This window comes from Wenzhouxiangella sp. 15190, assembly GCF_003417465.1.
Classification (GTDB): Bacteria; Pseudomonadota; Gammaproteobacteria; order Xanthomonadales; family Wenzhouxiangellaceae; genus Wenzhouxiangella.
The window spans coordinates 1-23,456 of the sequence record NZ_QVMV01000043.1 but is presented as its reverse complement, the minus strand read 5'-3'; the positions used below and the strand labels follow the sequence as shown (position 1 = coordinate 23,456).

Sequence of the window (23,456 nt, the reverse complement as noted above, 5' to 3'; positions counted from 1 at the left end):
GGTCACATCCCCGACCGCACCTTGCTCGACGCTCTCTCCGCAAGCCAATAGATTCTGGAATACCGAGGATGGTGCAATGGGTGATCAGACAACATTGAATCGGCTACAAGACGAACTGGCGCAGATCGAGGCCGACGGGCTTTACAAGCGCGAGCGGCAGATCACGACGCCGCAGCGTGTCGAAATCGAAACGCTCGAAGGCGGCAAGGTCCTCAACTTCTGCGCCAACAACTACCTCGGCCTGGCCGACAATCCCGACGTCATTGCCGCGGCCAAGGAAGCGCTGGATGATCACGGTTTCGGCCTGGCTTCGGTGCGCTTCATCTGCGGCACGCAGGATCTGCACAAGCAGCTGGAGAAGACCCTGGCCGAGTACTTCGGCAAGGACGACGCCATTCTCTATGCCGCCTGCTTCGACGCCAACGGCGGCCTGTTCGAGCCGCTGCTGGGGCCGGAGGACGCGATCATCTCCGACCAGCTCAACCACGCCTCGATCATCGACGGCGTGCGCCTGTGCAAGGCCGAGCGCTACCGCTATCCCAACTCCGACATGGACGCGCTCGAGGACATCCTGAAAGAGACCCAGGACAAGCGCACGCGCATGATCGCCACCGACGGCGTGTTCTCCATGGACGGCTACGTGGCCAGGCTCGACGAGATCACCGCCCTGGCCGAAAAGTACGACGCCCTGGTAATGGTCGACGACTGTCACGCCACCGGCTTCTTCGGCCCCACCGGCCGCGGCTCGGCCGAACATCATGGCGTGATGGACAAGGTCGACATCTTCACCTCAACGCTCGGCAAGGCTCTGGGCGGCGGCATGGGCGGCTTCACCGTGGCCAGCCAGCCGGTCATCGACATGCTGCGCCAGCGCTCGCGGCCCTACCTGTTCTCGAATTCCCTGGCGCCGCACCTGGTCGCCGCCAGCCTCAGGGTCTTCGAGATGCTGACCGAGTCGAGCGAGCTGCGCGATCGTGTGGCCGAAAACACCCGTTTCTTCCGTCAGGCCATGACCGACGCAGGCTTCGAACTGCTGCCGGGCGAGCACCCGATCGTGCCGGTCATGCTGCACGATGCCCCGCTGGCGCAGAAGATGGCCGACGAACTGCTCAAGGAAGGCATCTACGTGATCGGCTTCTTCTACCCGGTCGTGCCCAAGGGCCAGGCACGCATTCGAACGCAGATCTCGGCAGCGCACACCCGCGAGCATCTCGAGCAGGCCGTCGACGCCTTTACCCGGGTTGGCAAACGCCTGGGCGTGATCGACTGACGGATCAGCGTCGGGTTGCGCGGCGAACGCCGCGCATCATCAAACGGAAGTAGAGGTTGGGGAACCACCGCTTGAGCCGCCACAGCCAACGCGTATTGGCGTGGGTCAGCAGCATGAAACGCGGTTTCTCGACGGCCCGGTACACCGTTTCGGAAACGTCCTCGGCACTGACCCCGGACTTGTCCATCCAGCGCTCGACGCGTTTGTGGTATCCGCTGTCGGGCGCGCGCATGGTCTCGGTCAATCGGGTACGCACGAAGGCCGGGCACAGCACGGAAACATGCACACCCGCCGGCGCGAGCTCGGTCCTGAGCATCTCGGACATGGCGATCACCGCGGCCTTGGCCGTGCCGTACGCGTTGATCTGGGGCGCACCGGCCAGCCCGGCAAAGGAAGCGACATTGATGATGTGCCCGCGGCCGCGCTCACGCATACCGGGTACGAAGGCCTTGCATCCGGCGACCACGCCCATCAGGTCGATATCCATGACCCACTGCCAGTCTTCCAGCGGGGTCTCTTCCAGGGAGCCGCCCACGGCGACACCGGCGTTGTTGATCAGGACATCCACCTCACCCACCTGCTCACGGGCGTGCTCCCAGTCTTCCCAGCGGGTCACGTCCATGGCCAGGTCCGACGCCCGCTCTCCCAGTTCGTCGGCAAATGAACGCGCCCCCTCGGCATCCCGGTCAGCAACCACCACCGACCACCCGGCCTGATGGAAACGTCGCGCCATGGCGGCGCCCAGCCCCGATGCACCACCGGTGATCAGCGCGGTATGATGCGATTTCGTCGATTCGTCCATGGCGGCATTCTCGGCGAGGGTTGACATGAACACAAGTCAGGAAAGCGGCACATGGGCATCACGGACCAGCTCAATCATCTCCAGGATCTGAGCAAGCGATTCGTTCACCAACTCGTCGCGCTGCCGGCACAGCATCTGCTCGGCGTGGCCCTTTCCGGGGCGCGCCGTCCGCCCGGCACCGTACCGGGCACGCTGTTCATCGATCCCGAGGCCGCGCCGACCCGGCTGACCGCCGTATGCTTCCGCGGCAGCGAAGTCGAAATCCTCACCGACCCGGACCTGGCCACGCTACGCGATGCCCGGGCGAACAGCGATCGCCTGTGGATCGACCTGACCGGCTTCGGCAGCGATGAAACGCTCAAGGCGATCGGACAGGAATTCGCCCTGCACCCCCTGATGCTCGCCGACCTGGTCAACCGCGAACCACAGACCAAGACCGATAGCGCCGAGGGGGTTCACCTGGTCGTCACCCAGGTCCCGCAGCTCGATCCGGAAAATGGTCATCCTGGCCTCGACACTCTGGGCCTGGCCCTCGGCGATGACTGGCTATTGAGCTTTCGCGAGCGGCAGGGTGGCCTGTTTTCCCCCATCTACGATCGACTGGAGCGACCCGACAGCCGCCTGCGGACCGATCCCCTGGATTACCTGGCTTATACCCTGCTTGACGTCGCCATCGACAACCTGTTTCCGGTACTCGAAGCCATTGCCGCGCGCATCGACCAGACGGAGGATCAGGTCCTCGAAGGCCGCGGTACGGAGATCCTGTCCGAGATCCATGACCAACGCCGTGGCCTGATCGCCCTGAGCCGGCTTTGCTGGCGCCAGCGCGACCTGCTCTCGAGATTACTGCGCGAAGAAACCATGTTCCGGCCTCAGCTGCGCATCTACCTGCAGGACGTACACGACCGCACCACACAACTGCAGGATATGGTCGACGCCACGCGCGAGCTGGCCGCGAGCCTGATCGAACTCCACATGTCGCTCAGCGCCCAGCGCAGCAACCAGGCCATGCAGACACTGACCGTCATGGCCAGCATCTTCATCCCGCTGACCTTCGTTGCCGGCATCTACGGCATGAACTTCGAAAACATGCCCGAACTGGGCTGGGAGTGGGGTTACTTCGGGGCGCTGGGCCTCATGGCCGTCCTCGGCGTCGGGCTTTATATGTGGTTCCGGCGACGTTTCCTGGTCTAGCCCCGCTCGCGTTCGCTCGCGCAATCCAGGCACAGCGTCGCGCCGGGATCGGCGCGCAGTCGCGCCTCGGCGATCGGCTCGCCGCACTCCAGACACTCGCCGAACTCGCCGCGCTCGAGACGCGCCAGCGCAGCCTTCAGCCGCTGGATCTCATGCGCCCGACGCCGCTCTGCCGCCTGGGCCATGGCCTGCCCTTGCAGCGCGTCCATACGGCTGAGCCGCCCCTGTCGCGTCTGGTCCAGCTCCACCGTCGCCGTCGCCTCACGACTGGACTCGGCCCGGCCCTCGAGGTCAGCGATAAGCCGGCGGATGAGTTGCTGGAAGTCGGTCATTGCCTCATCCTAGCTGATCGGCAAAGCCGATGGCGAACAGACATTAGTCAGGGAGAAAATAGAGAATAGTAAATAGAAAATAGAAATGAAGCCTCGGAGCATTCCGAACCTCTGTGGCGGTTCATCACTATTTTCTATTCACTATTTTCTGTTCCCAAAATTTTCTTTTTACTACTTTCTTGAAACGTAATGGTCACCCAAAAACGTGCCCGCCCCAGAGAGATCTTCGGCTGGGCCATGTTCGACTTCGCCAACCAGGCTTACACGCTGTTGATCATCACGGTGGTCTTCGGCGATCTGTTCACGCGCGTGATCGTCGGCGACGGGCCCGACTATCGCCTGGGCAACCTGCTTTGGAGCATCGCGCTGGCTGTCTCCTACGCCCTGGTGGTCGTTGCCAACCCGATCTGTGGCGCGATCATGGACCACAGCCGCCGGCGCAAGGCCTTCCTGTTCGCCAGCTACGCCCTCACCGTGGTCGCCACCGCCCTGCTCTGGTTCGTCGAGCCGGGCTGGATCACGGTGGCGATGATCCTGGTCATCGTCTCGAACTTCGCCTATGCCATCGGCGAGGGCTTCATCGCCAGCTTCCTGCCCGGTCTGGGGCCGCGAAAGGATCTGGGCTGGATCTCCGGGCTCGGCTGGTCGCTCGGTTACATCGGCGGGCTGGTGTCGACGGCCTTCGCCCTGCTCTTTCTCGGCGAGGTCAGCCTGGCCAACTACGACAACGTGCGCTGGGTCGGACCCTTCGCAGCCGTCTTCTTCCTGATCACGGCCCTTCCAACTTTCCTGTGGGTGCGCGACCGCGGACGGCAACGAGAACTCACACCCGGCGAGTCCGCCGTCAGGGCCGGTTTTCGACGCCTGGCCAACACCTTTACCCAGGCGGCGCATTTCCCCGACCTGCGCTGGTTGCTGGTGTCGATCTTCTTCAAGATGGCCGGTATCTACATCGTCATCAGCTTCGCGTTCATCTACGGCGCGCAGGTCATCGGCTGGGACGAGTCGGTCCGCATCGCCATGTTCGTCACCGTCCAGATCACCGCCGCACTCGGCGCGGTCATATTCGGCCTGCTGCAGCATCGCCTGGGTGCCCGCTTCACCTACCTGCTGACCCTCTTCCTCTGGCTGGCGGCCATTACCGCCATCTGGCAGACGCCGACGGTGGCCGCCCTGGCCCGGGACTGGTTCGACCTGAACTGGCAGGCCCAGCACGTCTTCCTGTTCGCCGGCCTGCTGGCCGGGCTGAGCCTGGGCTCGTCCCAGTCGGCCGGACGGGCCCTGGTCGGCATGCTCACGCCGCGCGGCAAGGCCGCGGAGTTCTTCGGCTTCTGGGGCACGGCCGGCAAACTGGCCGCCATCTTCGGCATCCTCGGCCTGGGGCTCCTCCAGGCCTGGCTGGGGCTGGCCACCGCCATCGTCTTTTGTCTGGTTTTGTTTGGCGCCGCGATCCTCACCGCCTGGCCAATCAACGAAGCCCGCGGACATCGCGCTGCGGATAGTTTCCGCGTGTGAAGTGTGAAAGAGGAGTGTAAAGTGTGAAGTGTAAAGTGTTAAGAATCAATGAGATGGCTTTGCGCTAACACCCAACACATAACACCTAACACGGGCCACGCCACCCGCAAGCCGAAAAAATCAAAACATGCACCACCTGTCCAACGTCCGCCACTTCACACTTCACACTTCACACTTAACACTACATACCTTCACACTTCACACTGAACACTTCACACTATCCGCCATGCGGATCGTCAGCCATACTTGTTCGAACACCGAGATCGTCTGCGCCTTAGGCCGGGCCGACTGGCTCGTCGGTGTCGACGATCACTCCGATTACCCGCCCGAGGTGGTCGAGCGCCTGCCGCGGATCGGGCCGGATCTGGAAGTGGATGTCGAAAAGATCCTCGCGCTCGAGCCGGACCTGGTGATCACCTCCCTGACCGTTCCGGGACACGAACGCTGCCTGGAGCGCATGGAGAAAGCCGGGCTGCCGCTGCTGGTCACCCGGCCTCACGGCCTGGCGGATGTGGCCGCCGATATACGTCGCATCGGCGAGGCTATCGATGCCCGGCAGCGAGCTGAAGAACTGACGGCGCAATTCGAGGCCGCACTGGCCTCGGATCCGCCAGCCCACGAACCGGTCCCGATCCTGGTCGAATGGTGGCCCAAGCCCGTGATCGTCCCCGGCAAGCATTCCTGGGTCAACGAGATGCTCAGGCTAGCCGGCGGCATCAATCCCTGGCACGACCGCGACGCCGAAAGCCTGGAAGTCGACACCGACATGGCCCGCGCAGCATCGCCCGAAGCGGTGGTGATGAGCTGGTGCGGCGTCGACGAAAGCAAGTACCGGCCGCATATCGTCAGCCGTCGCGAGGGCTGGTCGAACATCCCTGCAATCGCGAACGAGCAAATCTTTCCCATCAGCGAGGCGTGGCTGGGAAGGCCGGGGCCCAGGCTCATCGACGGGATCAGGAAGTTGCGCGAAGTCGTTGAAAGTGTGAAGTGTTCAGTGTGAAGTGTGAAGTGGCGGGCGTTAGGCTGATGGTTCATGTTTTGGATTTTTCGACTTGCGGGTGATGTGGTCCATGTTAGCTGTTGCATGTCAGGTGTTGGCACAAAGCCAACTCGTTGAGTCTTAACACTTTACACTTCACACTACAGACGTTCACACTGAACACTTCACACTTTACTCGTCAGAGTAGAATACGCCCCCATGACGCAACCCCAATCCCACAAGCGACCGTCGGTCGGCCTGGTCTCCCTGGGCTGCCCCAAGGCCCTGGTGGACTCCGAGGATATCGTCTCGCGTCTTAAGAGCGAGGGTTACGACATTGCGCCGTCCCACGAAGACGCCGACCTGGTGGTCGTCAACACCTGCGGCTTCATCGACTCGGCCAAGGCCGAATCGCTCGAGAGCATCGGGGAGGCGCTCAACGCCAACGGCAAGGTGCTGGTCACCGGCTGCATGGGGGCCAAGCCCGAAGACATCACGCGCATTCATCCGAAAGTGCTCGGCATCACCGGCCCGCACCAGGCCGAGGCCGTGGTGCGATCGGTCAATCAGAACCTGCCCCGACCGCACGACCCGCGCTTCGACCTGGTGCCGCCCGGCGGGCTGAAATTGACCCCGCAGCATTATGCATACCTAAAGATTTCAGAGGGTTGCAACCACAAGTGCAGATTCTGCATCATCCCCTCGATGCGCGGCCGACTGGTCAGCCGCCCGCTGGGCATGGTCATGCGCGAAGCCGAACAACTGGCCGAGCGCGGTGTGCAGGAACTGCTGGTGATCAGCCAGGACACAAGCGCCTACGGCGTCGATCTTAAATACCAGACCGACTACTGGCGCGACCGCGAATACCAGACCCGACTGTACGATCTGTGCGACGCCCTGGGTGAACTGGGCATCTGGGTGAGACTGCACTACGTCTATCCCTACCCGCACGTCGACAACATCATCGAACTGATGAACGCCGGGCGCATCCTGCCCTACCTGGACATCCCCTTCCAGCATGCCAGCCGCTCGGTACTCAAGGCCATGCGCCGCCCGGCCGCGGCCGAGAATACGCTCGAGCGTATTCACAAATGGCGCAAGCAGTGCCCCGAACTCGTCATCCGCTCGACCTTCATCGTCGGCTTCCCGGGCGAAACCGAAGACGACTTCCGGCAATTGCTCGACTGGCTCGACGAAGCCCAACTCGACCGGGTCGGCTGCTTCAAGTACTCACCGGTCGAAGGCGCGGCCGCCAACGAACTACCCGATCCGGTTCCCGACGAAGTCGCCGAGGAACGCTGGCATAGGTTCATGCAGCATCAGTCCGCCATCAGCGCCCGCCGCCTGCAGCGGCGTGTGGGCGGCATCGAGCCGGTCCTGGTGGACTCGATCGAGGGCGATATTGCCATTGCGCGCAGCTATGGTGACGCCCCGGAGATCGACGGCCAGGTGGTCGTATCCGGCGCGATCGACCCGCAGCCCGGCGACGCGCTGATGGTGCGCATCACCCGGGCCGACGAATACGACCTGCAGGCCGAAGCGGTCGATGAATCGGAACTGCAGCGCTCCAAGGCCATCTAAGCAGGCTGAAAGCTTTCCCGATACGCAAACTCATGGAGAACACAGTGAAAAAAACCATCTGCATTCTGAGCGTCGCCTTTCTGGCGATCGGCTGCGGTACCGACGAACAACCGCCGCCCGAAGAAACCACGCAGGCCGCCCAGGAGGAATCGGCGGATGACCAGCGCGAAATCGTTCGACGCGACGAGCGGCAACAGGAAGAAGAGCCCGAGTCGCTGCGCGACCGCGATGCGGATCCCGAAAAGAAGATTCCGCGCATTGACGGCAGCGCCGACGAGGAAGGCTACGGCCTGACGATGGTCGTCGACGGTTCCAGCCCCGAGGCGTTCCAGGAAAGCCTCGAGCTGATCGCCATGGACACCTCGAAGGATCAGTACCGGCAGCTCGATTCAGCGCTGCGTTTCCTCGGCACTTACGACACGGCTGCCTGGAAGGGCCTGCCCAATCTCTACAAGACGCTCGACGGCATGACCGGCGAGGAAATCATCGAGCGCGCCGCCAATATGCGCGAAGAACGCAGCAACTGATAACCCACCTGCTTCGATCCCGCCGGGAAGTCCCGGCGGGGCTCCGATTCTGTCAACGACCACCGTCTAAATCGGGATTGATCGGCCATGCGGCCGATTGCCTCAGGACTTCAATGTCCAAGGACCAAGCACCAATCTACAAACAAATCTCAATGACCGAAATTTCAAGTGACCGAAACGAATCGGGGCGCTTCGAACGCCTGCGGCCCTGTTTTGATCATTCGGTCATTGAAACATTGGTCCTTGTTTGAGAATTGGTGCCTGGAATTTGAAAATTACAAGAGTGAACCCATCGCCCAAAGGCGAGGGGTTCACTAATCTCCTTTCGATGGCCACCTCAGTGGTGATGCCAGCCGTGCTCCCTTCCCAGGCTCTCGATGTACTCCATCGTCTCCGGCACCCAGGCGTCACCGCCTTCGCGCTCGAAGAAGAATTCATCCCGCTCGACCTGTTCGGGGGCGACCTGGTTCATGGTCGCGGCCTCATACAGCCGGCCGTTGAGCATGGTGTAGGCCACGTTCTGGCTCTGGTGGATATCGGAGAGCACGTCGCCGTCGATGACGATCAGGTCGGCCAGCTTGCCGGCCTCGATCGAGCCGACGTCCTCACCCATTCCGAAGTACTCGGCCCCGTCGATGGTCGCCCCGCGCAGGGCTTCCCAGGGTGAGAAACCGCCCTGCACCATCGACCACATCTCCCAGTGCGCGCCCAGGCCGGCGAGCTGGCCGTGGGCACCGATGACCACCGGCACGCCCAGTTCGTTCAGGGCCTTGGCCTGCTCGGCCACGAAAATATGGTTGTAGTGTTCGTCCGGCGCCTTCTGGCGGCGGATCGAGCGCGGGTAGACGATGAACTTCGGCACGAAGTTCAAAAGCCGCTCGTTCTTCCACACATCGAAGCGATCGTAGAAGTACTCCTCGCCCATCAGGCCGCCGTAGGCCACCACGAAGGTGGGTGAATAAACCACGTCGGTCTGGCGCCAGAGCTGACGGATATCGTCGTAGGCGGTCTTGACCGAGAGGCTGTGTTCCAGGCCGGTATGACCGTCGACGATGTGGTTGAGGTTCTGCTCCAGGCGCATGCCGCCTTCGGGCACCACCATCACGTCGAGATTGCGACCGGCCTCGAGCACCTGCTGGCGCTGATCGCGCCGGAGGTAGTTGTAGCTCTTGACCGAGATCGCGCCCAGCTCCTTCTGGCGCCGGACGTGGAATTCGGCATCTTCGTAGGAATTGACCTTGGCCGTCGCTCCCGGCGAAATCGCGCCGTAGAGAATCCGGCCGGTGGACCAGATGCGCGGGGCCAGCACTTCCCCGGCACGCTGCAGCTCGGCCATCGAGAAGATGGCGGCATTGTCGTTGGACGGGTCGTGGATGCTGGTCACGCCGAAGGCCAGGTTGGCCATCTGCGCCCAATTCTGCTGCGGCGTGATCTGGCGCGAGCTCATCGGTCCGTGGGCGTGGGCGTCGAACAGACCGGGCACGATGGTCTTGCCGGAGACATCAATGGTCTCGTAGCCGGACGGCACTTCGACTTCGTCGCGCGAGCCCACCGCCTCGATGTGATGACCGTCCACCAGCACGATGCCGTCTTCGATGATCTCCTTTTCTTCCTGTGCGTTGCGCATGGTCACGACGCGGCCGCCGACCAGCGCGATGCGGCCGTCATGGCGATCGGATTCCACCTCGAAGCTCAGGTCCATGCCCTCGGTTTCCGGCTCGGGCAGTTCCTCGGGCGCGCCCTCCAGGAAAGCGAAGGCATCGGTCAGCTCACGCCGGTAGAGCGTCGCCCCGTGCGACCAGCCGATGGTCGAGCTGTCGGCGTCGAAATGCAGGTGATCACCGGCTCGCGCTGAAACCTGTCGCACCGGAAAGGCCTTGGCATTGCCACCCAGGGTGAGCTTGCCGCCGGCCGGGAAAAAGGGCGCGACATAGGCATTGTAGTGCTCGGTAAAGGCCACCCAGCGCCCGTCGGGCGAGACCTGGTACTCGGTCACCCATTTGCCCTGCAGGTGTTCGCGCGGGTCGTTGCCTTCCAGGTTGACGCTGTTGAGCGCCAGGCCGTCACCGCCGTTCTGCGAAAAGAGAATCCGTTCGCCATCGGCCGAGAACTGCGGATTGCCGCCCGAATCGTGAACGCGGCGCATGCCGTCACCGTCGGCCTCGGCCACGTACAGGCCGGTCCGCTCCGACCAGGCCGGCGAAGTCAGGTAGCCGCCGGTGGTGCGCACGAATACCACCCGCTCGCCATCGCTCGAGAAGGCCGGCTCGATATAGTGGCCGGGTTCATCGGTGATCGTGCGGGTGCGGCCGCGACCGACCGGGGTGATACGCACCGAGCCCAGTTCCTCGTCGTGCCAGGTGGTATAGACCACCGAGCGGCCGTCGGGCGAGAACCGCGGGTAGAACTCCCAGTGCTCGTCCTGATCGGTCAGGCGGCGCCGGCTGTCACTTTCGAGGTCGTGCAGCCACAGATAGCCCATGGCCTGGGAAATGGCGTAACGGCCGTCCGGGCTGCGCTGCGTCCAGCGCGCCATGCGCACCGGGAAGGTATCCGGCGAGACCTCGACCTGGCGCTTGAGCGCCGGGTGGATCTTCTTCTCGGCGGTCACCCGAACCTCGATCGGTTCATGCGAACCATCGGTGCCGATGCGGTGGAACTTGCCGTCGGTCCAGACCACGAGCGACTCGCCGTCCGGCGTCCAGGAAAAGCCGGGGAAGTTACCCATGTCGCCCGAGGTTTCCTGCTTGTCGCGTTCGAGCTCGGTGAACAGCGTGCGCTCGATGCCGGACTCGAGATCCTTGACCATCAGCCGGGAAGTCAACTCGGTCGGGTTGCGGCGCACGAAGGCCAGCTTGCTGCCGTCGGGCGAGAGCACCGGCCGGATGGCGCCGCCGGGGCCGGAGACGACGGTTTCGGTCTCGCCGGTCTCGCGGTCGATACGACGGATCGCGAAAATGCCCTCGTTGGCATCCTTGTTGTATTCCCAGGTCGAACCGGGCGTCATGTCCTGGCTGTAGTAGACGTAGCGACCGTCGGGCGAGAAGTCCGGTTCGGCAATGTTCTTCTGCGAGTCCTCGCCGTGCAGGCGATCGACCAGGCTCACGCCCTTGCCGCCGCCGCGGTGATAGAGCCAGATCGAGCCGGCCGGAATCGAGCGGCGCGAGACGTAGCCCTTGCGCGCGGCGATGTAGTCGCCGTCCGGCGACCAGGCCGGATTGTGCAGCAGGTGATCGCTTTCATCCGTCACCTGGGTCAGGTTGCTGCCGTCGGCATCCATGATCCAGACGTTCTCGGCACCGTCACGATCGGAGACGAAGGCGATCTTCGAGCCATCCGGGCTGTAGCGCGGCTGAAAGTTCCAGGCCAGGTCGCCGGTCAACGCCGTCGCCCCGCCACCGTCGATGGAAGCGGTGTAGATATCGCCGAGCATGTGGAAGACCAGCATCTCGCCGTCGGGATGAACATCGACATCCGACCAGGTCACCTCGTCGGTATCGATGGTGACCGTCTCCCAGTCACCCGGCGGTTCGGTCACCGACCAGTCGGCGGCGGACTCCTTCTCGGCATCATCGCCCTCCCCGTTTTCCTGCGCCGCAAGCGGCAGAGCCAGAACGAAAAGGAGAAGCATCAACAGCAATCTATGGGGCATCTTTAAGTCTCTTGGGTTGGGTTATGGAACTTGAGTGTGAAGTGTTAAGTGTGAAGTGTGAAGTGTTCAGGCTGCCGAACTTCACACTTCACACTTAACACTTAACACTTAAATTTCATCAATCGTCTTCGCTGGCCTGTTCATTAGCAACGCCATGCGGAACATGACCAGTAGCAACCTCTCGGCTTGCCGGCCCGGTGTGGAGGGTCTGGTCGTCGAAGAAGATATCGGCGCCGAAGGAGCGCAGGAAAGGCGTCTTTTCGCGGCCGCCGAGGAACATCGCCTCGTCGATGCGGATGCCCCATGCGCGTAGCGTCAGGATCACGCGCTTGTGGGCCGGCGCCGAGCGTGCCGTGATCAGCGCCGTTCGGATGGGGTTTTCTTCCATCGGATAGGCGGCCTGGATGCGCTGGATACCTTCCAGCACGCTCTTGAAGGGACCGGCCGAGAGCGGACTGCCCGCCTGCGTGCGCTCGCTGCTGGAAAACGCCTCCAGGCCCTGTTCCTTGTAGATGCGCTCGGCCTCGTCGGAAAAGATCACCGCATCGCCGTCGAAGGCGAGCTTGAGCTGATCCGACCGATTCTCACGAATGGCCGTCGGCAGAATGGTCGCAGCCGCGTAGCCGGCCATCAGCACGCGCCGGACGTCGTCCTCGTTGGCCGAGAGAAACAGCTGCGCACCCGCAGGCTCGATGTAGTCGGCCGGGCTGGCGCCGTTGGTGAAAACCGCGCGCTCGATATTGAGCCCGTAATGCTCGATCGAATTGAAGATGCGAAGCCCGGTATCGGCGCTGTTGCGCGACATCAACACGACTTCGACGCCGGGGTGGTCCATGCCGTCGTCGTTGAGCCGTAGCAGTTTTTCGGCCAGGTGAAAGGCCACGCCCTTGCCGAGGATCTTGTCCTCGCGCTCGCGCTGATACGTCATGTAGCGCTCGAGCCCTTCCTCTTCGAACACCCGATGCGAAGCGTCGAGATCGAACAACGCCCGCGAGGAGATCCCGATGGTCAGGGGGCCGGGATTTTCGTCGGGTTTTTTGGCTGCGTTCTTCGCCATGGGTTGATTATAACGGTGGGGAGGAAGGGTCTAAGTGTAAAGTGTGAAGTGTAAAGTGTAAGCAATCTAGCGCCCGCCACTTCACACTTCACACTTCACACTTCACACTCAATACTTCACACTTCACACTTAGATCCTCACTGGAAAAACTGCTCCGAGAGGATCCGCTCTTCCAGGGAATGCTCGGGGTCGAACAGTAGCCGATGCGTGACATTGCGCTGTTGCTTGACGTCGACGCTGACCACGTTGCGGAATTCGTCGTAGTCGGCCGTGGCGCTGACCGGGCGTCTTTCGGGGTGGACGATCTCGAAGCGCACCTCGGCGGAGGCCGGCAGGATGGCGCCCTGCCAGCGGCGTGGTCGGAAGGGGGAGATGGGTGTGAGCACCACCGCCTCGGTGCCCAGCGGCAGGATGGGGCCGTGGGCCGAGAGGTTGTAGGCGGTCGAGCCGGCGGCCGTGGCCAGCAGCACGCCGTCGGCGACCAGTTGCGCGACGCGTTCGCGGCCGTTGACCAGGATGCGGATATGGGCCGCCTGGTTGATCTGGCGCAGCAGTGCGACTTCGTTGATGGCCACCGCCCGGTGCTTCCCGCCGTCCACGTTGGTGGCCAGCATCTCCAACGGATTGAGCACCACCTCGCGGGCGGCGGCGATACGCTCGGGCAGGTCATCGTCGGCGAAGCGGTTCATCAGGAAACCGACCTCGCCCAAGCGCATGCCGAAAACCGGCAGGTTGCGATCGACGTGCTCGTGCAGGGTGTGCAGCATGAAGCCGTCGCCACCGAGTACCACCAACACCTCGGCATCATCGAGGTCCACTTCGCCATACCGCTCGCGCAACGCCCGCGCGGCTTCCTGGGAGCCGGGGTGATCGCTGGCGAGGATGGAGAACTTCATCGGCGTCGCTTCGTCGTTTGGTCGTTTTGTCACTTTGTCGTCCCGGAAATCGCGAATGCGATTATCCGGGACCTCGCACCTGACCGTTTAGCATGGCATATCTAAAGCCGTGCCGATACTCCGCGTGCGAGGTCCCGGCTCAAGGCCGGGACGACAAAGCGGCGAAGCGACAACAAGCCCAATCGACAATCATTCCGATGTCGCGTGCAGGAGTTGTCCGAGCCCATTCACCGCCACCTGCAGTACGGCATAGTCGCGTGAACCGGTATTGCGCATCTCCTCGAGCATCAGGCTGATGCGGTCGACGGCCTCGTCGTTGCGTTCCATCCAGGCCTTGACCGGCTCCGGATTGTCGCCGGTCTCGGTCAGGATACGACGGGTGAGCTCGCGGTGGCAGCGGTAGAGGTCATCACGCAGGTGGCCGCGTGCGTGGGCGTGCCACTGACGCTCGACCGGCAGCTCCTCGATCTGGGTGCGCAACCAGTTCAGGCACAGGTAGTCGAACAGGCGGAAGTAGACCCGCGCGACTGCCTCGACCTCGAGCTCCTGCCGGCGCGCCTCGTCGACGATATCGAGCGCGGAGAAGACATAGCGCAAGCCGGCGATATCGTACGCGAGCTCTTCCGGAAAACCGGCCTCCACCAGTTCCTCCCGGCGTGAATCCAGTGCTTCCCTGAGATCGCCGTGCAGCATCTCGGGCAGCGCCCGGCGATAGCGCTCGATGCCCGGGGCGAAGCGCTCGACCTTGCTGGATATATCGATGGCATAACCGCCGGGCAATGTGATCAGCCGGCGGGTGACCTGGCGCAGCAGGTTCCACATCTCCAGCTGTGCATCGAGCTGAACCGATGCCGGCGCCTGATTGTCCAGCGACTCGATCTTCTGCCACAGATCCCGTGCCGCGAAGATCTCGCGTGCCACCGTGTAGGCCTTGGCCACCGTGGCGGAGCTGGCGCCGGTGTCTTCGCGGATGCGCATGACAAACGGCGCACCCATGCGGTTGACGATGCTGTTGGTCACCCGCGTGGCGATGATCTCGCGCCACAGGCGATGTTCCGGCATCAGGTCGCTGAAGCGCTCTTGCAACGGCGTCGGGAAATAATCCTTCAACTCGGCCGAGAGATAGGGGTCCTCGGGCACGTCGGAGGCGACCAGGTCCTGGTATAGCGTGATCTTGCTGTAGGACAGCAGCAGGGACAGCTCCGGCCGGGTCAGGCCCTGGCCGCGTGCGACGCGCTCGCGCAGTTCCTCGTCGTCGGGCAACTGCTCGAGATCGCGGTCGATGACGTCCTGGTGTTCGAGCACGGCGATGAAATGCGCTTCGGCGCCGAGCCGGTCGCTGGTGATCGACTCCATCATGCTCAGCGCCTGGTTCTGCAGGTAGTTCGAGCGCAGCACCAGGTCGCTGACCTCGTCGCTCATGTCGGCCAGCAGCTCGTTGCGGTCCTCGAGCGTGATCATGTCGCGCTCGACGGCGTCGTTGAGCAGGATCTTGATGTTGACCTCGTGGTCGGAGCAGTCGACACCGGCGGAGTTGTCGATGAAATCCGTGTTGATCCGACCGCCGGCCATGGCGAATTCGATGCGCCCGCCCTGCGTCAGGCCCAGGTTGCCGCCCTCGCCGACCACGCGTGCGCCGATCTCGCGGCCGTTGATGCGCACCAGGTTGTTGGCCAGGTCGCCGACATCGGACTGGGCCTCGTTCTCGCCCTTGACGTAAGTGCCGATGCCGCCGTTCCACAGTAGGTCGGCCGGTGCCTTGAGCAGGGCCTTGATCAGCTCGTGCGGCGCCAGGGCCTCTTTATCCACGCCCAGCCACTCACGCACCTCGTCGGACAGTTCGATCGTCTTGGCCTGGCGCGAAAACACACCGCCGCCCTTCGAGATCAGCTTTTCGTCGTAGTCCGCCCAGGTCGTTCCCCGCGTTTCGAACAGCCGCTTGCGTTCCTTGAAGCTGGCCGCTGCATCCGGTTCGGGGTCGATGAAGATGTGCATGTGGTTGAAGGCGGCCTTGAGCCGGATATGCTGCGACAGCAACATGCCGTTGCCGAACACGTCACCACCCATGTCGCCGATGCCGACAACCGTGAAGTCCTCGTTCTGGGTGTCCAGCCCCAGTTCGCGGAAATGGCGCTTGACCGACTCCCAGGCACCCTTGGCCGTGATGCCCATCTGCTTGTGGTCGTAGCCGTTGGAACCGCCCGAGGCAAAGGCGTCACCCAGCCAGAAGCCGTGTTCGGCCGAAATCGCGTTGGCGATGTCGGAGAACGTTGCCGTGCCCTTGTCGGCGGCGACCACCAGGTAGGGGTCGTCATCGTCATGGCGCACGACATCGCGTGGCGGCAGCAGGTCGTCGCCGTCGAGGTTGTCGGTGATGTCGAGCATGCCGTTGATGAAGCTTCGGTAGCAGTAGACCACCTCGGCCATCATCGCCTCGCGGTCGTCACCCTCGGGCAGCTGCTTGGCCACGAAGCCGCCCTTGGCGCCGACCGGCACGATCATGGTGTTTTTGACGCTCTGCGCACGCATCAGGCCCAGCACTTCGGTGCGGAAATCCTCGCGCCGGTCGGACCAGCGCAGGCCGCCACGGGCGACCTGGCCGCCGCGCAGGTGAATCCCTTCCACCCGCGGCGAATAGACCCAGATCTCGCGCCAGGGACGCGGCTGCGGCAACTCCGGCACGATCGAGGAGTCCAGCTTGAAGCTGGAATATTCGTGCCACTCGCCCCGCGCGTCGCGCTGGTAGACGTTGGTGCGCAGCATGGAGCGGATCAGGTCGTAGAAGGCGCGCAGGATACGATCCTGGTCGGCGGAACTGACGCTGTCGACCGCGCGCAGGATGGTCTTGCGCAGGTGGAATTCAGTTTTTTCCGACGGCTCGGACTCGCGCGAGCGGCAGACCTCGTCGAGGTATTCAAAGAGCACATCGTCATCGAAACTCGCGCACAATTCCCGGCACTGGGCCTCGAGGCGCTTGCGGGCGCTGCTTCGGTGCTGGCGCCCCTCGCCCCGCCGGGCCGGGTCGAAGCGCATTTCGAAATACTCGACCAGCAGGCGGGCGACCAGCGGCCAGGCCGCCAGGGTCTGCTCCATGTAGTTCTGCGAAAACGGCATGCCGGTCTGCAGCAGGTACTTGCTGCAGGCCCTGAGCAGCTTGACCTGCCGCCAGTCCAGCCCCGCCACCATGACCAGGCGATTGAAGCCATCGTTCTCGCAGCGCCGTCGCCAGATCTGCTCGAAGGCCTCCTGGAACTTGTCGCGAACGCGATCCAGCTGGACCTCGCTGTCGTTGGGCGGGCGCATGTCGAAGTCCTGGATCCAGACGCGATGCCCGTCGGAGACGGTCAGCTCGTAGGGCCGCTCGGAGACGATGCGCATGCCCAGGTTCTCGAGCATGGGCAGCACGTCGGAAAGCGGCAGCGGCTGGCTGTGCTTGAAGACCTTGAAGCGCAGCAGGCCGGTACCGCGGCGACGCGGCTTGTAAAGGCTCATGCGCAAGTCGTCGAGATCGCGCAACCTGGAAACGTTGATCACGTCATAGCTGGCGACATTGGGCGAGACGTCGTCGACATACGACACCGGGAAGGCCCGGCCGAAGCGCCGCGCCAGTTCCAGGCCGTGTTCCTCGCCGTGCTCGCGCACGAGGATCTCGGTCAACTCGTCTTCCCAGGATCGGATGGCCTGCTTGATGCGGTTTTCGATGGCCTCGATATCGAAATCGACCGTGGCATCGCCCTTGGGCCGGATGACCAGGTGCACGCGCGCGAGCTTCGACTCGCCGACCTGCACGGCAAAATCCAGCCGCTCGCCCTTGAGCGCGCGCTTGAGAATGTTCTGGATCTTCTCGCGGTTTTCGGTGTTGAAGCGGTCGCGCGGAATAAATACCAGGCAGGAGAAGAAGCGGCCGAAACGCTCGCGCCGGATGAACAGGCGCGTCTGGCTGCGTTCCTGCAGGTCGAGAATGCCCATCGCCATGTCCAGCAGCTCCTCGCTGGAGGCCTGGAACAGCTCGTCGCGCGGCAGGGTCTCGAGGATGTGCATCAGCGCCTTGCCGGCGTGGCTGCCGGATTGCAGGCCCGACATCTCGACCACCTCGGTAACCTTGCGGCGCACCAGTGGCGTGTCCTGGCAACGGCGGATATAGGCGCCGGAGGTGAACAGCCCGATCAGGCGTTTCTCGCCGGTCACCGTGCCGTTCTTGTCGAAATACAGCACCGAGATGTAGTCCATGTAGCCACCGCGGTGGACGCTGGAGGTGGCGTTGGTCTTGGTGATGATGATCGGGTCGTCCGGCGAGGGCTGCTCGCTGCCGCGGCCCAGTTCCTTGAGCGGGCGCACCGGCGCATCACGATGCTCGGGATGCATGATGCCCAGCCCGCTGTCGGCCACGGCGCGCAGCACGCGGCCGTCGTCGCCTTCCTCGATCACGTATTCGCGATAGCCCAGGAAGGTGAAATGATCGTTGGCAAGCCAGTCGAAGAAGTCGCGCGCTTCCTGGCGGGCCTCTTCGGACAGGTGGGTGTGGGTCTTGGGCAGTTCGGCGGCGATCTCGCGCGAGCGCGCCAGCATCGACTTCCAGTCCGCCACCGCAAGGCGCACGTCGGCCAGGGCCGAAAGGATGCGGCGCTCGATCTTCGCCAGCATTTCCGGGTAGTTCTGGCGGTCGACCTGCAGGTGCATCATCGACTCGGGATGGCCGGTGTCCTTGTCGTCGTCGGCGGCCAGCGTCATCATGTGTCCGCCCTGATCACGCACCACGCGCATCACCGGGTGGATGATCAGATGCGCCGAAATGCCGAGTTCGGACAGCGCCAGGACCACCGAGTCGACCAGGAACGGCATGTCGTCGTTGACGATCTCGATGATCGTGTGGCTCGACTCCCAGCCGTGCCGGTCGCTGTGGGGGTTGTAGATGCGAAAGCGGATCTCGTCGCCCACGCGCTGGCGGGCGAAGTCGAGAAAACCGGTCGCCATCGCGGCCAGGTCCTCGACCGAATGCTCGGCCATTTCGTTGACCGGCACCCGCCGGAACAATCGCCGGGCAAACCCGCTGCCCAGCTCACGGCCCTCGCCCCGGGCCACGATCCCGGCAACCTCCTCCAGAATCCGCTCTTTTTTCTCGCTGTGCTGGGTCATTCCATCAAACCCTGTTTATTACCCCGAATATCATTGCCGGACGCCGTCAGCCGCACGCGCAGTAGTTTTGCGGCGGGCCCTCAGCGTAGGCCGGTTTCCATGCGCGCTATCAGCATCCTCTGAATCTCGCTGGTGCCCTCGTAAATCTCGGTGATCTTGGCGTCGCGGAAATAGCGCTCGACCGGCATTTCCTTGCTGTAGCCCATGCCGCCGTGGATCTGCACCGCCTGGTGGGCAATCCACATCGCCGCCTCGGAGGCGAACAGCTTGGCCATCGAGCCTTCCTGGGTGAAGCGCCCGCCGGTCTCCATCGCCTTCATCTTGGTCCAGGCGGCCTTGAGCGTCAGCAGCCGCGCGGCTTCCAGGCGCGTCTTCATGTCGGCCAGTTTGGCCTGGATCATCTGGAACGTGCCGATTTCCCGGCCGAAGGCCTTGCGCTCCTGGGCATATTCCACGCTGGCGTCGAAAGCCGCCTGCGCAATGCCGACGGCCTGTGCGGCGATGCCGATGCGACCGGCGTCGAGCACGCCCATGGCGATCTTGAAGCCCTGGCCTTCCTCGCCCAGTCGATCCTCGACCGGGCACTTGTAGTCGGTCAGCTCGATCTCGCAGGTGGCCGAGGCGCGGATGCCCAGCTTGGGTTCGAGCTTGCCGCGGTGAAAGCCTTCCTTTTCCGCGTCGATGATGAACGCCGTCACGCCCTTGGCGCCGGCATCCGGATCGGTCATGGCGAACAGCACCAGGTAGCGCGCCACCGGCCCGGAAGTGATCCAGGACTTGCGCGCGTTGATCACGTAGTGGCTGCCGTCGTCGCTGAGCACCGCACGCGACTTCATGTTGGCCGCATCCGAGCCCGACTGCGGCTCGGTCAGCGCGTAGGCGCCGATTTCCTCGCCCGAGGCGATGGCGCGCACGTACCGCTGCTTCTGCTCTTCGGTGCCGTGCTTGAGAATGCCGTTGCAAAACAGGGAGTTGTTGACCGACATGATGGTGCCGTGGGCGGCATCGGCGGCCGAGACCTCCATCATGGCCAGCGCATAGCCGATCGTGTCCAGCCCGGAGCCACCGTATTCCTCCGGCACCTCGATGCCCATCAGGCCCAGCTCGCCCATGCGCTGGATCGTCTCGAGCGGAAACTCGCCGGAGGCGTCGAATTCGGGGGCAATCGGGGCAATCTCGTCACGCGCAAAATCGCGTGCAGCAGCCTGGATCATCTGCTGCTCGTCGGTCAGTGCAAAATCCATCAGAATCGCTTTCCTGGCAAGTGAATTCAGGCTCGCGATTATACTCCCCCAGACCGGTGAAGACAGGCAATGCGAGTGCCTGAAGCCCCACCGCGAGCCCCAGGCACCCCCGCAGGGCAAACATGAACTCCCCGACAGCTCGAAATCTCGAATGAGAACTGCCTCACGAACCCGCAAAATCGCGCTTGACAGCGCTTGAGCGCCCCGTACAATCATAATCTCCGGACCGGGGTTCCCCCCTTCCCCATCCGGATCGTGGCCCGGGTTCCCCCCTTGCCCGGGCCACACCTACCCCGGCGGCCGGAGTACCCGCACTCCGGCCGCCTTCTTTTTGGGGGGACAAAAATTTGGAAAACCCCCGCGGCTTGCACTATAATGCCGCGCTTCCACCTGCCCAGGTGGCGGAATTGGTAGACGCGCTAGCTTCAGGTGCTAGTGTCCATTAGGACGTGGGAGTTCGAGTCTCCCCCTGGGCACCATTTAATCCCCCACTTTCTGCAGCCTCGTGCACCTGAAGCGATATGAACAAATCGCGCAGCAGGTGCGGTTTTGTGCGCGAGCACAAAGAAGCGCCTGCGGAGCGCTTTAACCGCTAGTATCCGAAAGGATGTGGGAGTTCGAGTCTCCCCCTGGGCACCATCGTTTCCCCCCGTACACATATCGAAGCCCCGTAGGTCGGCGCAACGCCGCCGACGGACGAGGTCGAATCACCCCCCGCACCCGAAATCTAAGAATCCCGGACCATCGGGAACCGCCACGCAAAATTCCTACACCACCCCGCACCAAACTCCCGATGCCCCCACCCGACAACATGCCCACCATGGGCCCATGCCACGCTATCGACGCTACTTCGAGCGCCACTACTGGGTCTTCCTCACGCTGGTCACCGGCAACCGGCGGCCATGGCTGCGTCCTGCGGCCAACAAGAAACTGCTGCTGGAATCGATGCGGGAGCTCAAGCAACGACACCCCTATCGACATCTCGGCCACGTCATCCTCGATGACCACATACACTGGCTACTGATCGCCGGCCCGACTGCCTCGGTGCCGGAACTGGTGTCCCGGCTCAAACAAACCGTCAACTTCAAGCGCCACCATCGCGGACAATCCTGGAACGGCCTGTGGCAGCGCCGCTACTACGACCACATCCTCCGCGACGACGAGGACTTCCGGCGCCATCTCGACTACATCCACTACAACCCCGTCAAGCACGGTTACGTTGCCATGGCCTGCCAATACCGCTGGAGCAGCTTCCATGCCTGGCTAGCCCGTGGCGCATACACAAAATGCTGGGGCACGGCCGAGCCCAAACGGATTTCCGGAATGGAATTGGAATGACAAGACGTCGCGGACGTTGCCGCGACCTACCTGATGTGGGCCACCGAGCCGTAGGTCGGCGCGACGTCGCCGACGCACGAGACCGAACCACCCGCCCAAAACAAAAAAGTCGCGGACAGTGCCGCGACTTTCAAACGTTCATCCGACGCATGAGACTCACCCACCAACCGCAACAACTCCGTGGCTTCGTTCAGCCTGCACCTGCTGCGCTTTGATATTCAATCTCATGGCAACTTTCGCGATACTCTCCAGCTCAGGATCCACAGTATCTCCTCGATAACGTTTCAACCAATCGAGAGCCGGCGAAAGATGCCAGAGAGACGGTTTTCCAAAATGAATGGGCCTTGGAAACTCAGGATGACTCAGGGCCTGCTTTCTCAATGCCTGACGAGATATTCCAATAATATCGGCAATCTCGGTCAGCCCCACGTAATCCGGAACGGCCTCGACAAGGTCCACTCCAGGCACTGCACTCTCCACGTTGTCGAATGCCGAGCATATGGCCGCCTCCGCCGAGTCAGCATCCCGATCGAATTGCAGCGCCAAACGCCCCGGATGCCCCGTCCCAACAATCGCGTCATCGCAACCAGCCTCCATCAAGGCTTCGACCAACTCCCAAAAGGAACGGCGTTCAGAGGCAGGAAGCTGGAAAATTAACTCGAATTCATAATTCATGGGTCCGACTCCTCCGGTTCGAAGTGAGTACACCGCTGATTCGGCAACCCGTACCGCAGCTTCAACCGCTTTTTTAGGATGCCGTTTTCTTGCCATATATATTGCGCCCCACTAGTCAGGTTGTCAAGTGACAACCTGACTAGGCCCCTACGTATCGTCCCGGAAAGCGACGAAACAACAAACCTACGCCACCCGCCGAGGCTGGTCCTCGATGATCAGATGATGTCCCAGTGCATCAAGCGCAGCAACAACGCGATCCAGCCGTGACGAATGATCCGGATCCACCAGCCGGCGCACGGCGCCTTCAGAAACACCGATCAGCCTGGCAAGCTCCGTGTTTCTGATGCCCTTCTGACGCATCACCTCACGCAAGGAGAGTTTTGCCGCCACCAACGGCGAGACTGGAATTAACACTTCATCACCTTCCTCGGCCGATGGCTCCGGCAGGCCCCTGCCCTCCAGAGAATATCCCGCCAGTGCCGCTCCCAGCGCGTCCGACATCTCCGAACAGACACCCTCGAATGTCTCCCCGTCAGCCATCGCCTCCGGCACATCACGGGCCAGGGCAACAAAACGCCCGTCTTCATCGCGCTCCAGCGTTACCGGATAAACATATCGCATGACGATCAGCGCTCCAGATCCTTTGGATCGATACCCAACTGCTTGCACATGGCTCTCAACAGCCCCTTGCCGATTTCCTTCTTCCGGTCCTTGAGGGTGGCGAACCGCTCACCGAAATAGATGCGGCCATGACTGCCCTTCCCATGCGCCTCGTAGCGAACGGAAACACTCCGCCGCTTGCCCAGCCGATTCAATCGTTTGATGAATTCGTTTCCGTTCATGAGAATTATCGTACATTTTTGTACGATTCGCAAACCACTGCCGCGACGCCGCCCCTCCCCTTGTCGTCCCGGAAAGCGCGGTGCGCTTATCCGGGACCCCGCACATCCCAGCCGGCACTCAGCCAAGCCATGCCACTGTCTACCATGCAAGATCCCGGATAACCGCTCCGCGGTTTCCGGGATGACAAAACGACGAAACGACAATACGACCTAACCCCCTGTCGTCCCGGCCCCCGGATCAAGTCCGGGGCAGGCTCCGCGAAGCGGAGAGCCGGGACCTCGCACACCTCAGCTGGCACTCAGCCAAGGCCGCCCACCATGCGAGGTCCCGGATAGCCGCTATCGCGGCTTCCGTGGAGCGACCCCGAAAAAGTAGACACCTCAATTTTGACAGATGGAGAGGTGTTTATGACCAA

17 protein-coding genes and 1 tRNA gene are annotated in these 23,456 nt (G+C 62.8%); 8 read left to right on the top strand and 10 right to left on the bottom strand.

Going from position 1 to position 23,456, the window contains the following annotated elements; all coding sequences use genetic code 11:
* The first annotated feature begins 76 nt into the window (after nt 1–76).
* On the top strand, nt 77–1,270 hold the full coding sequence (kbl, locus tag DZK26_RS11155) for a glycine C-acetyltransferase (protein ID WP_116897356.1): 1,194 nt from the start codon (nt 77–79) through the stop codon (nt 1,268–1,270).
* A 4-nt stretch (nt 1,271–1,274) separates the two neighbouring features.
* On the opposite strand, the gene DZK26_RS11150 is transcribed toward kbl, so the two are convergent.
* The gene (locus tag DZK26_RS11150; protein ID WP_116897357.1) at nt 1,275–2,099 is read right to left on the bottom strand and encodes an SDR family NAD(P)-dependent oxidoreductase; all 825 of its coding nucleotides are present in this window, start codon (nt 2,097–2,099) and stop codon (nt 1,275–1,277) included.
* A 24-nt stretch (nt 2,100–2,123) separates the two neighbouring features.
* On the opposite strand from DZK26_RS11150, the gene corA reads away from it, so the two are divergent.
* On the top strand, nt 2,124–3,266 hold the full coding sequence (gene corA / locus DZK26_RS11145; RefSeq protein ID WP_116897358.1) for a magnesium/cobalt transporter CorA: 1,143 nt from the start codon (nt 2,124–2,126) through the stop codon (nt 3,264–3,266).
* Here corA and DZK26_RS11140 read toward each other — a convergent pair.
* A complete protein-coding gene (locus DZK26_RS11140; protein WP_116897359.1) occupies nt 3,263–3,598 on the bottom strand; it encodes a TraR/DksA C4-type zinc finger protein in 336 nt (111 codons plus the stop codon). The genes corA and DZK26_RS11140 overlap by 4 nt on opposite strands.
* Nucleotides 3,599–3,787: 189 nt before the next feature.
* Here DZK26_RS11140 and DZK26_RS11135 point away from each other — a divergent pair, with 189 nt between their 5' ends.
* The 4 genes from DZK26_RS11135 (at nt 3,788) to DZK26_RS11120 (ending at nt 8,200) form a co-directional block, all read left to right on the top strand.
* On the top strand, nt 3,788–5,113 hold the full coding sequence (locus tag DZK26_RS11135; protein ID WP_116897360.1) for an MFS transporter: 1,326 nt from the start codon (nt 3,788–3,790) through the stop codon (nt 5,111–5,113).
* 226 nt (nt 5,114–5,339) lie between these two features.
* A complete protein-coding gene (locus DZK26_RS11130) occupies nt 5,340–6,113 on the top strand; it encodes a cobalamin-binding protein (RefSeq protein ID WP_116897361.1) in 774 nt (257 codons plus the stop codon).
* Between the two features lie 198 nt (nt 6,114–6,311).
* The gene (gene rimO / locus DZK26_RS11125; protein ID WP_116897362.1) at nt 6,312–7,673 is read left to right on the top strand and encodes a 30S ribosomal protein S12 methylthiotransferase RimO; all 1,362 of its coding nucleotides are present in this window, start codon (nt 6,312–6,314) and stop codon (nt 7,671–7,673) included.
* Between the two features lie 44 nt (nt 7,674–7,717).
* Entirely contained in the window at nt 7,718–8,200 is a 483-nt protein-coding gene (locus DZK26_RS11120; RefSeq protein ID WP_147306604.1) for a hypothetical protein, read from the top strand.
* A 337-nt stretch (nt 8,201–8,537) separates the two neighbouring features.
* Here DZK26_RS11120 and DZK26_RS11115 read toward each other — a convergent pair whose 3' ends face one another.
* From DZK26_RS11115 to DZK26_RS11095, 5 genes are all read right to left on the bottom strand, one after another.
* Nucleotides 8,538–11,852 (bottom strand): amidohydrolase family protein, encoded by a 3,315-nt coding sequence (locus DZK26_RS11115; RefSeq protein ID WP_116897364.1) that lies wholly within the window; start codon nt 11,850–11,852, stop codon nt 8,538–8,540.
* Nucleotides 11,853–11,970: 118 nt separating this feature from the next.
* Nucleotides 11,971–12,909, bottom strand: coding sequence for a 5'-nucleotidase (locus DZK26_RS11110; protein ID WP_116897365.1), 939 nt, complete (start codon nt 12,907–12,909; stop codon nt 11,971–11,973).
* Between the two features lie 137 nt (nt 12,910–13,046).
* Nucleotides 13,047–13,838: an NAD kinase gene (locus DZK26_RS11105; RefSeq protein WP_220337035.1), complete on the bottom strand. Its 792-nt coding sequence runs from the start codon at nt 13,836–13,838 to the stop codon at nt 13,047–13,049.
* Nucleotides 13,839–13,994: 156 nt separating this feature from the next.
* Nucleotides 13,995–18,941, bottom strand: coding sequence for an NAD-glutamate dehydrogenase (locus tag DZK26_RS11100; RefSeq protein ID WP_116897366.1), 4,947 nt, complete (start codon nt 18,939–18,941; stop codon nt 13,995–13,997).
* 80 nt (nt 18,942–19,021) lie between these two features.
* Complete coding sequence (locus DZK26_RS11095) at nt 19,022–20,185, bottom strand: acyl-CoA dehydrogenase family protein (protein ID WP_116897367.1); 1,164 nt, start codon at nt 20,183–20,185, stop codon at nt 19,022–19,024.
* 392 nt (nt 20,186–20,577) lie between these two features.
* On the opposite strand from DZK26_RS11095, the gene DZK26_RS11090 reads away from it, so the two are divergent.
* Nucleotides 20,578–20,664, top strand: a tRNA-Leu gene (locus tag DZK26_RS11090).
* 349 nt (nt 20,665–21,013) lie between these two features.
* Nucleotides 21,014–21,523, top strand: coding sequence for an REP-associated tyrosine transposase (locus DZK26_RS11085; RefSeq protein ID WP_116897368.1), 510 nt, complete (start codon nt 21,014–21,016; stop codon nt 21,521–21,523).
* A gap of 156 nt (nt 21,524–21,679) precedes the next feature.
* Here DZK26_RS11085 and DZK26_RS11080 read toward each other — a convergent pair whose 3' ends face one another.
* The 3 genes from DZK26_RS11080 to DZK26_RS11070 form a co-directional block, all read right to left on the bottom strand.
* Nucleotides 21,680–22,198 carry an AlpA family transcriptional regulator gene (locus tag DZK26_RS11080; protein WP_116897369.1) on the bottom strand — a complete coding sequence of 173 codons (519 nt, stop codon included), beginning with the start codon at nt 22,196–22,198 and terminating at the stop codon, nt 21,680–21,682.
* 183 nt (nt 22,199–22,381) lie between these two features.
* On the bottom strand, nt 22,382–22,819 hold the full coding sequence (locus DZK26_RS11075; protein ID WP_116897370.1) for a type II toxin-antitoxin system HicB family antitoxin: 438 nt from the start codon (nt 22,817–22,819) through the stop codon (nt 22,382–22,384).
* Nucleotides 22,820–22,824: 5 nt separating this feature from the next.
* Nucleotides 22,825–23,040, bottom strand: coding sequence for a type II toxin-antitoxin system HicA family toxin (locus DZK26_RS11070; protein WP_116897371.1), 216 nt, complete (start codon nt 23,038–23,040; stop codon nt 22,825–22,827).
* Between the last annotated feature and the right edge of the window lie 416 nt (nt 23,041–23,456).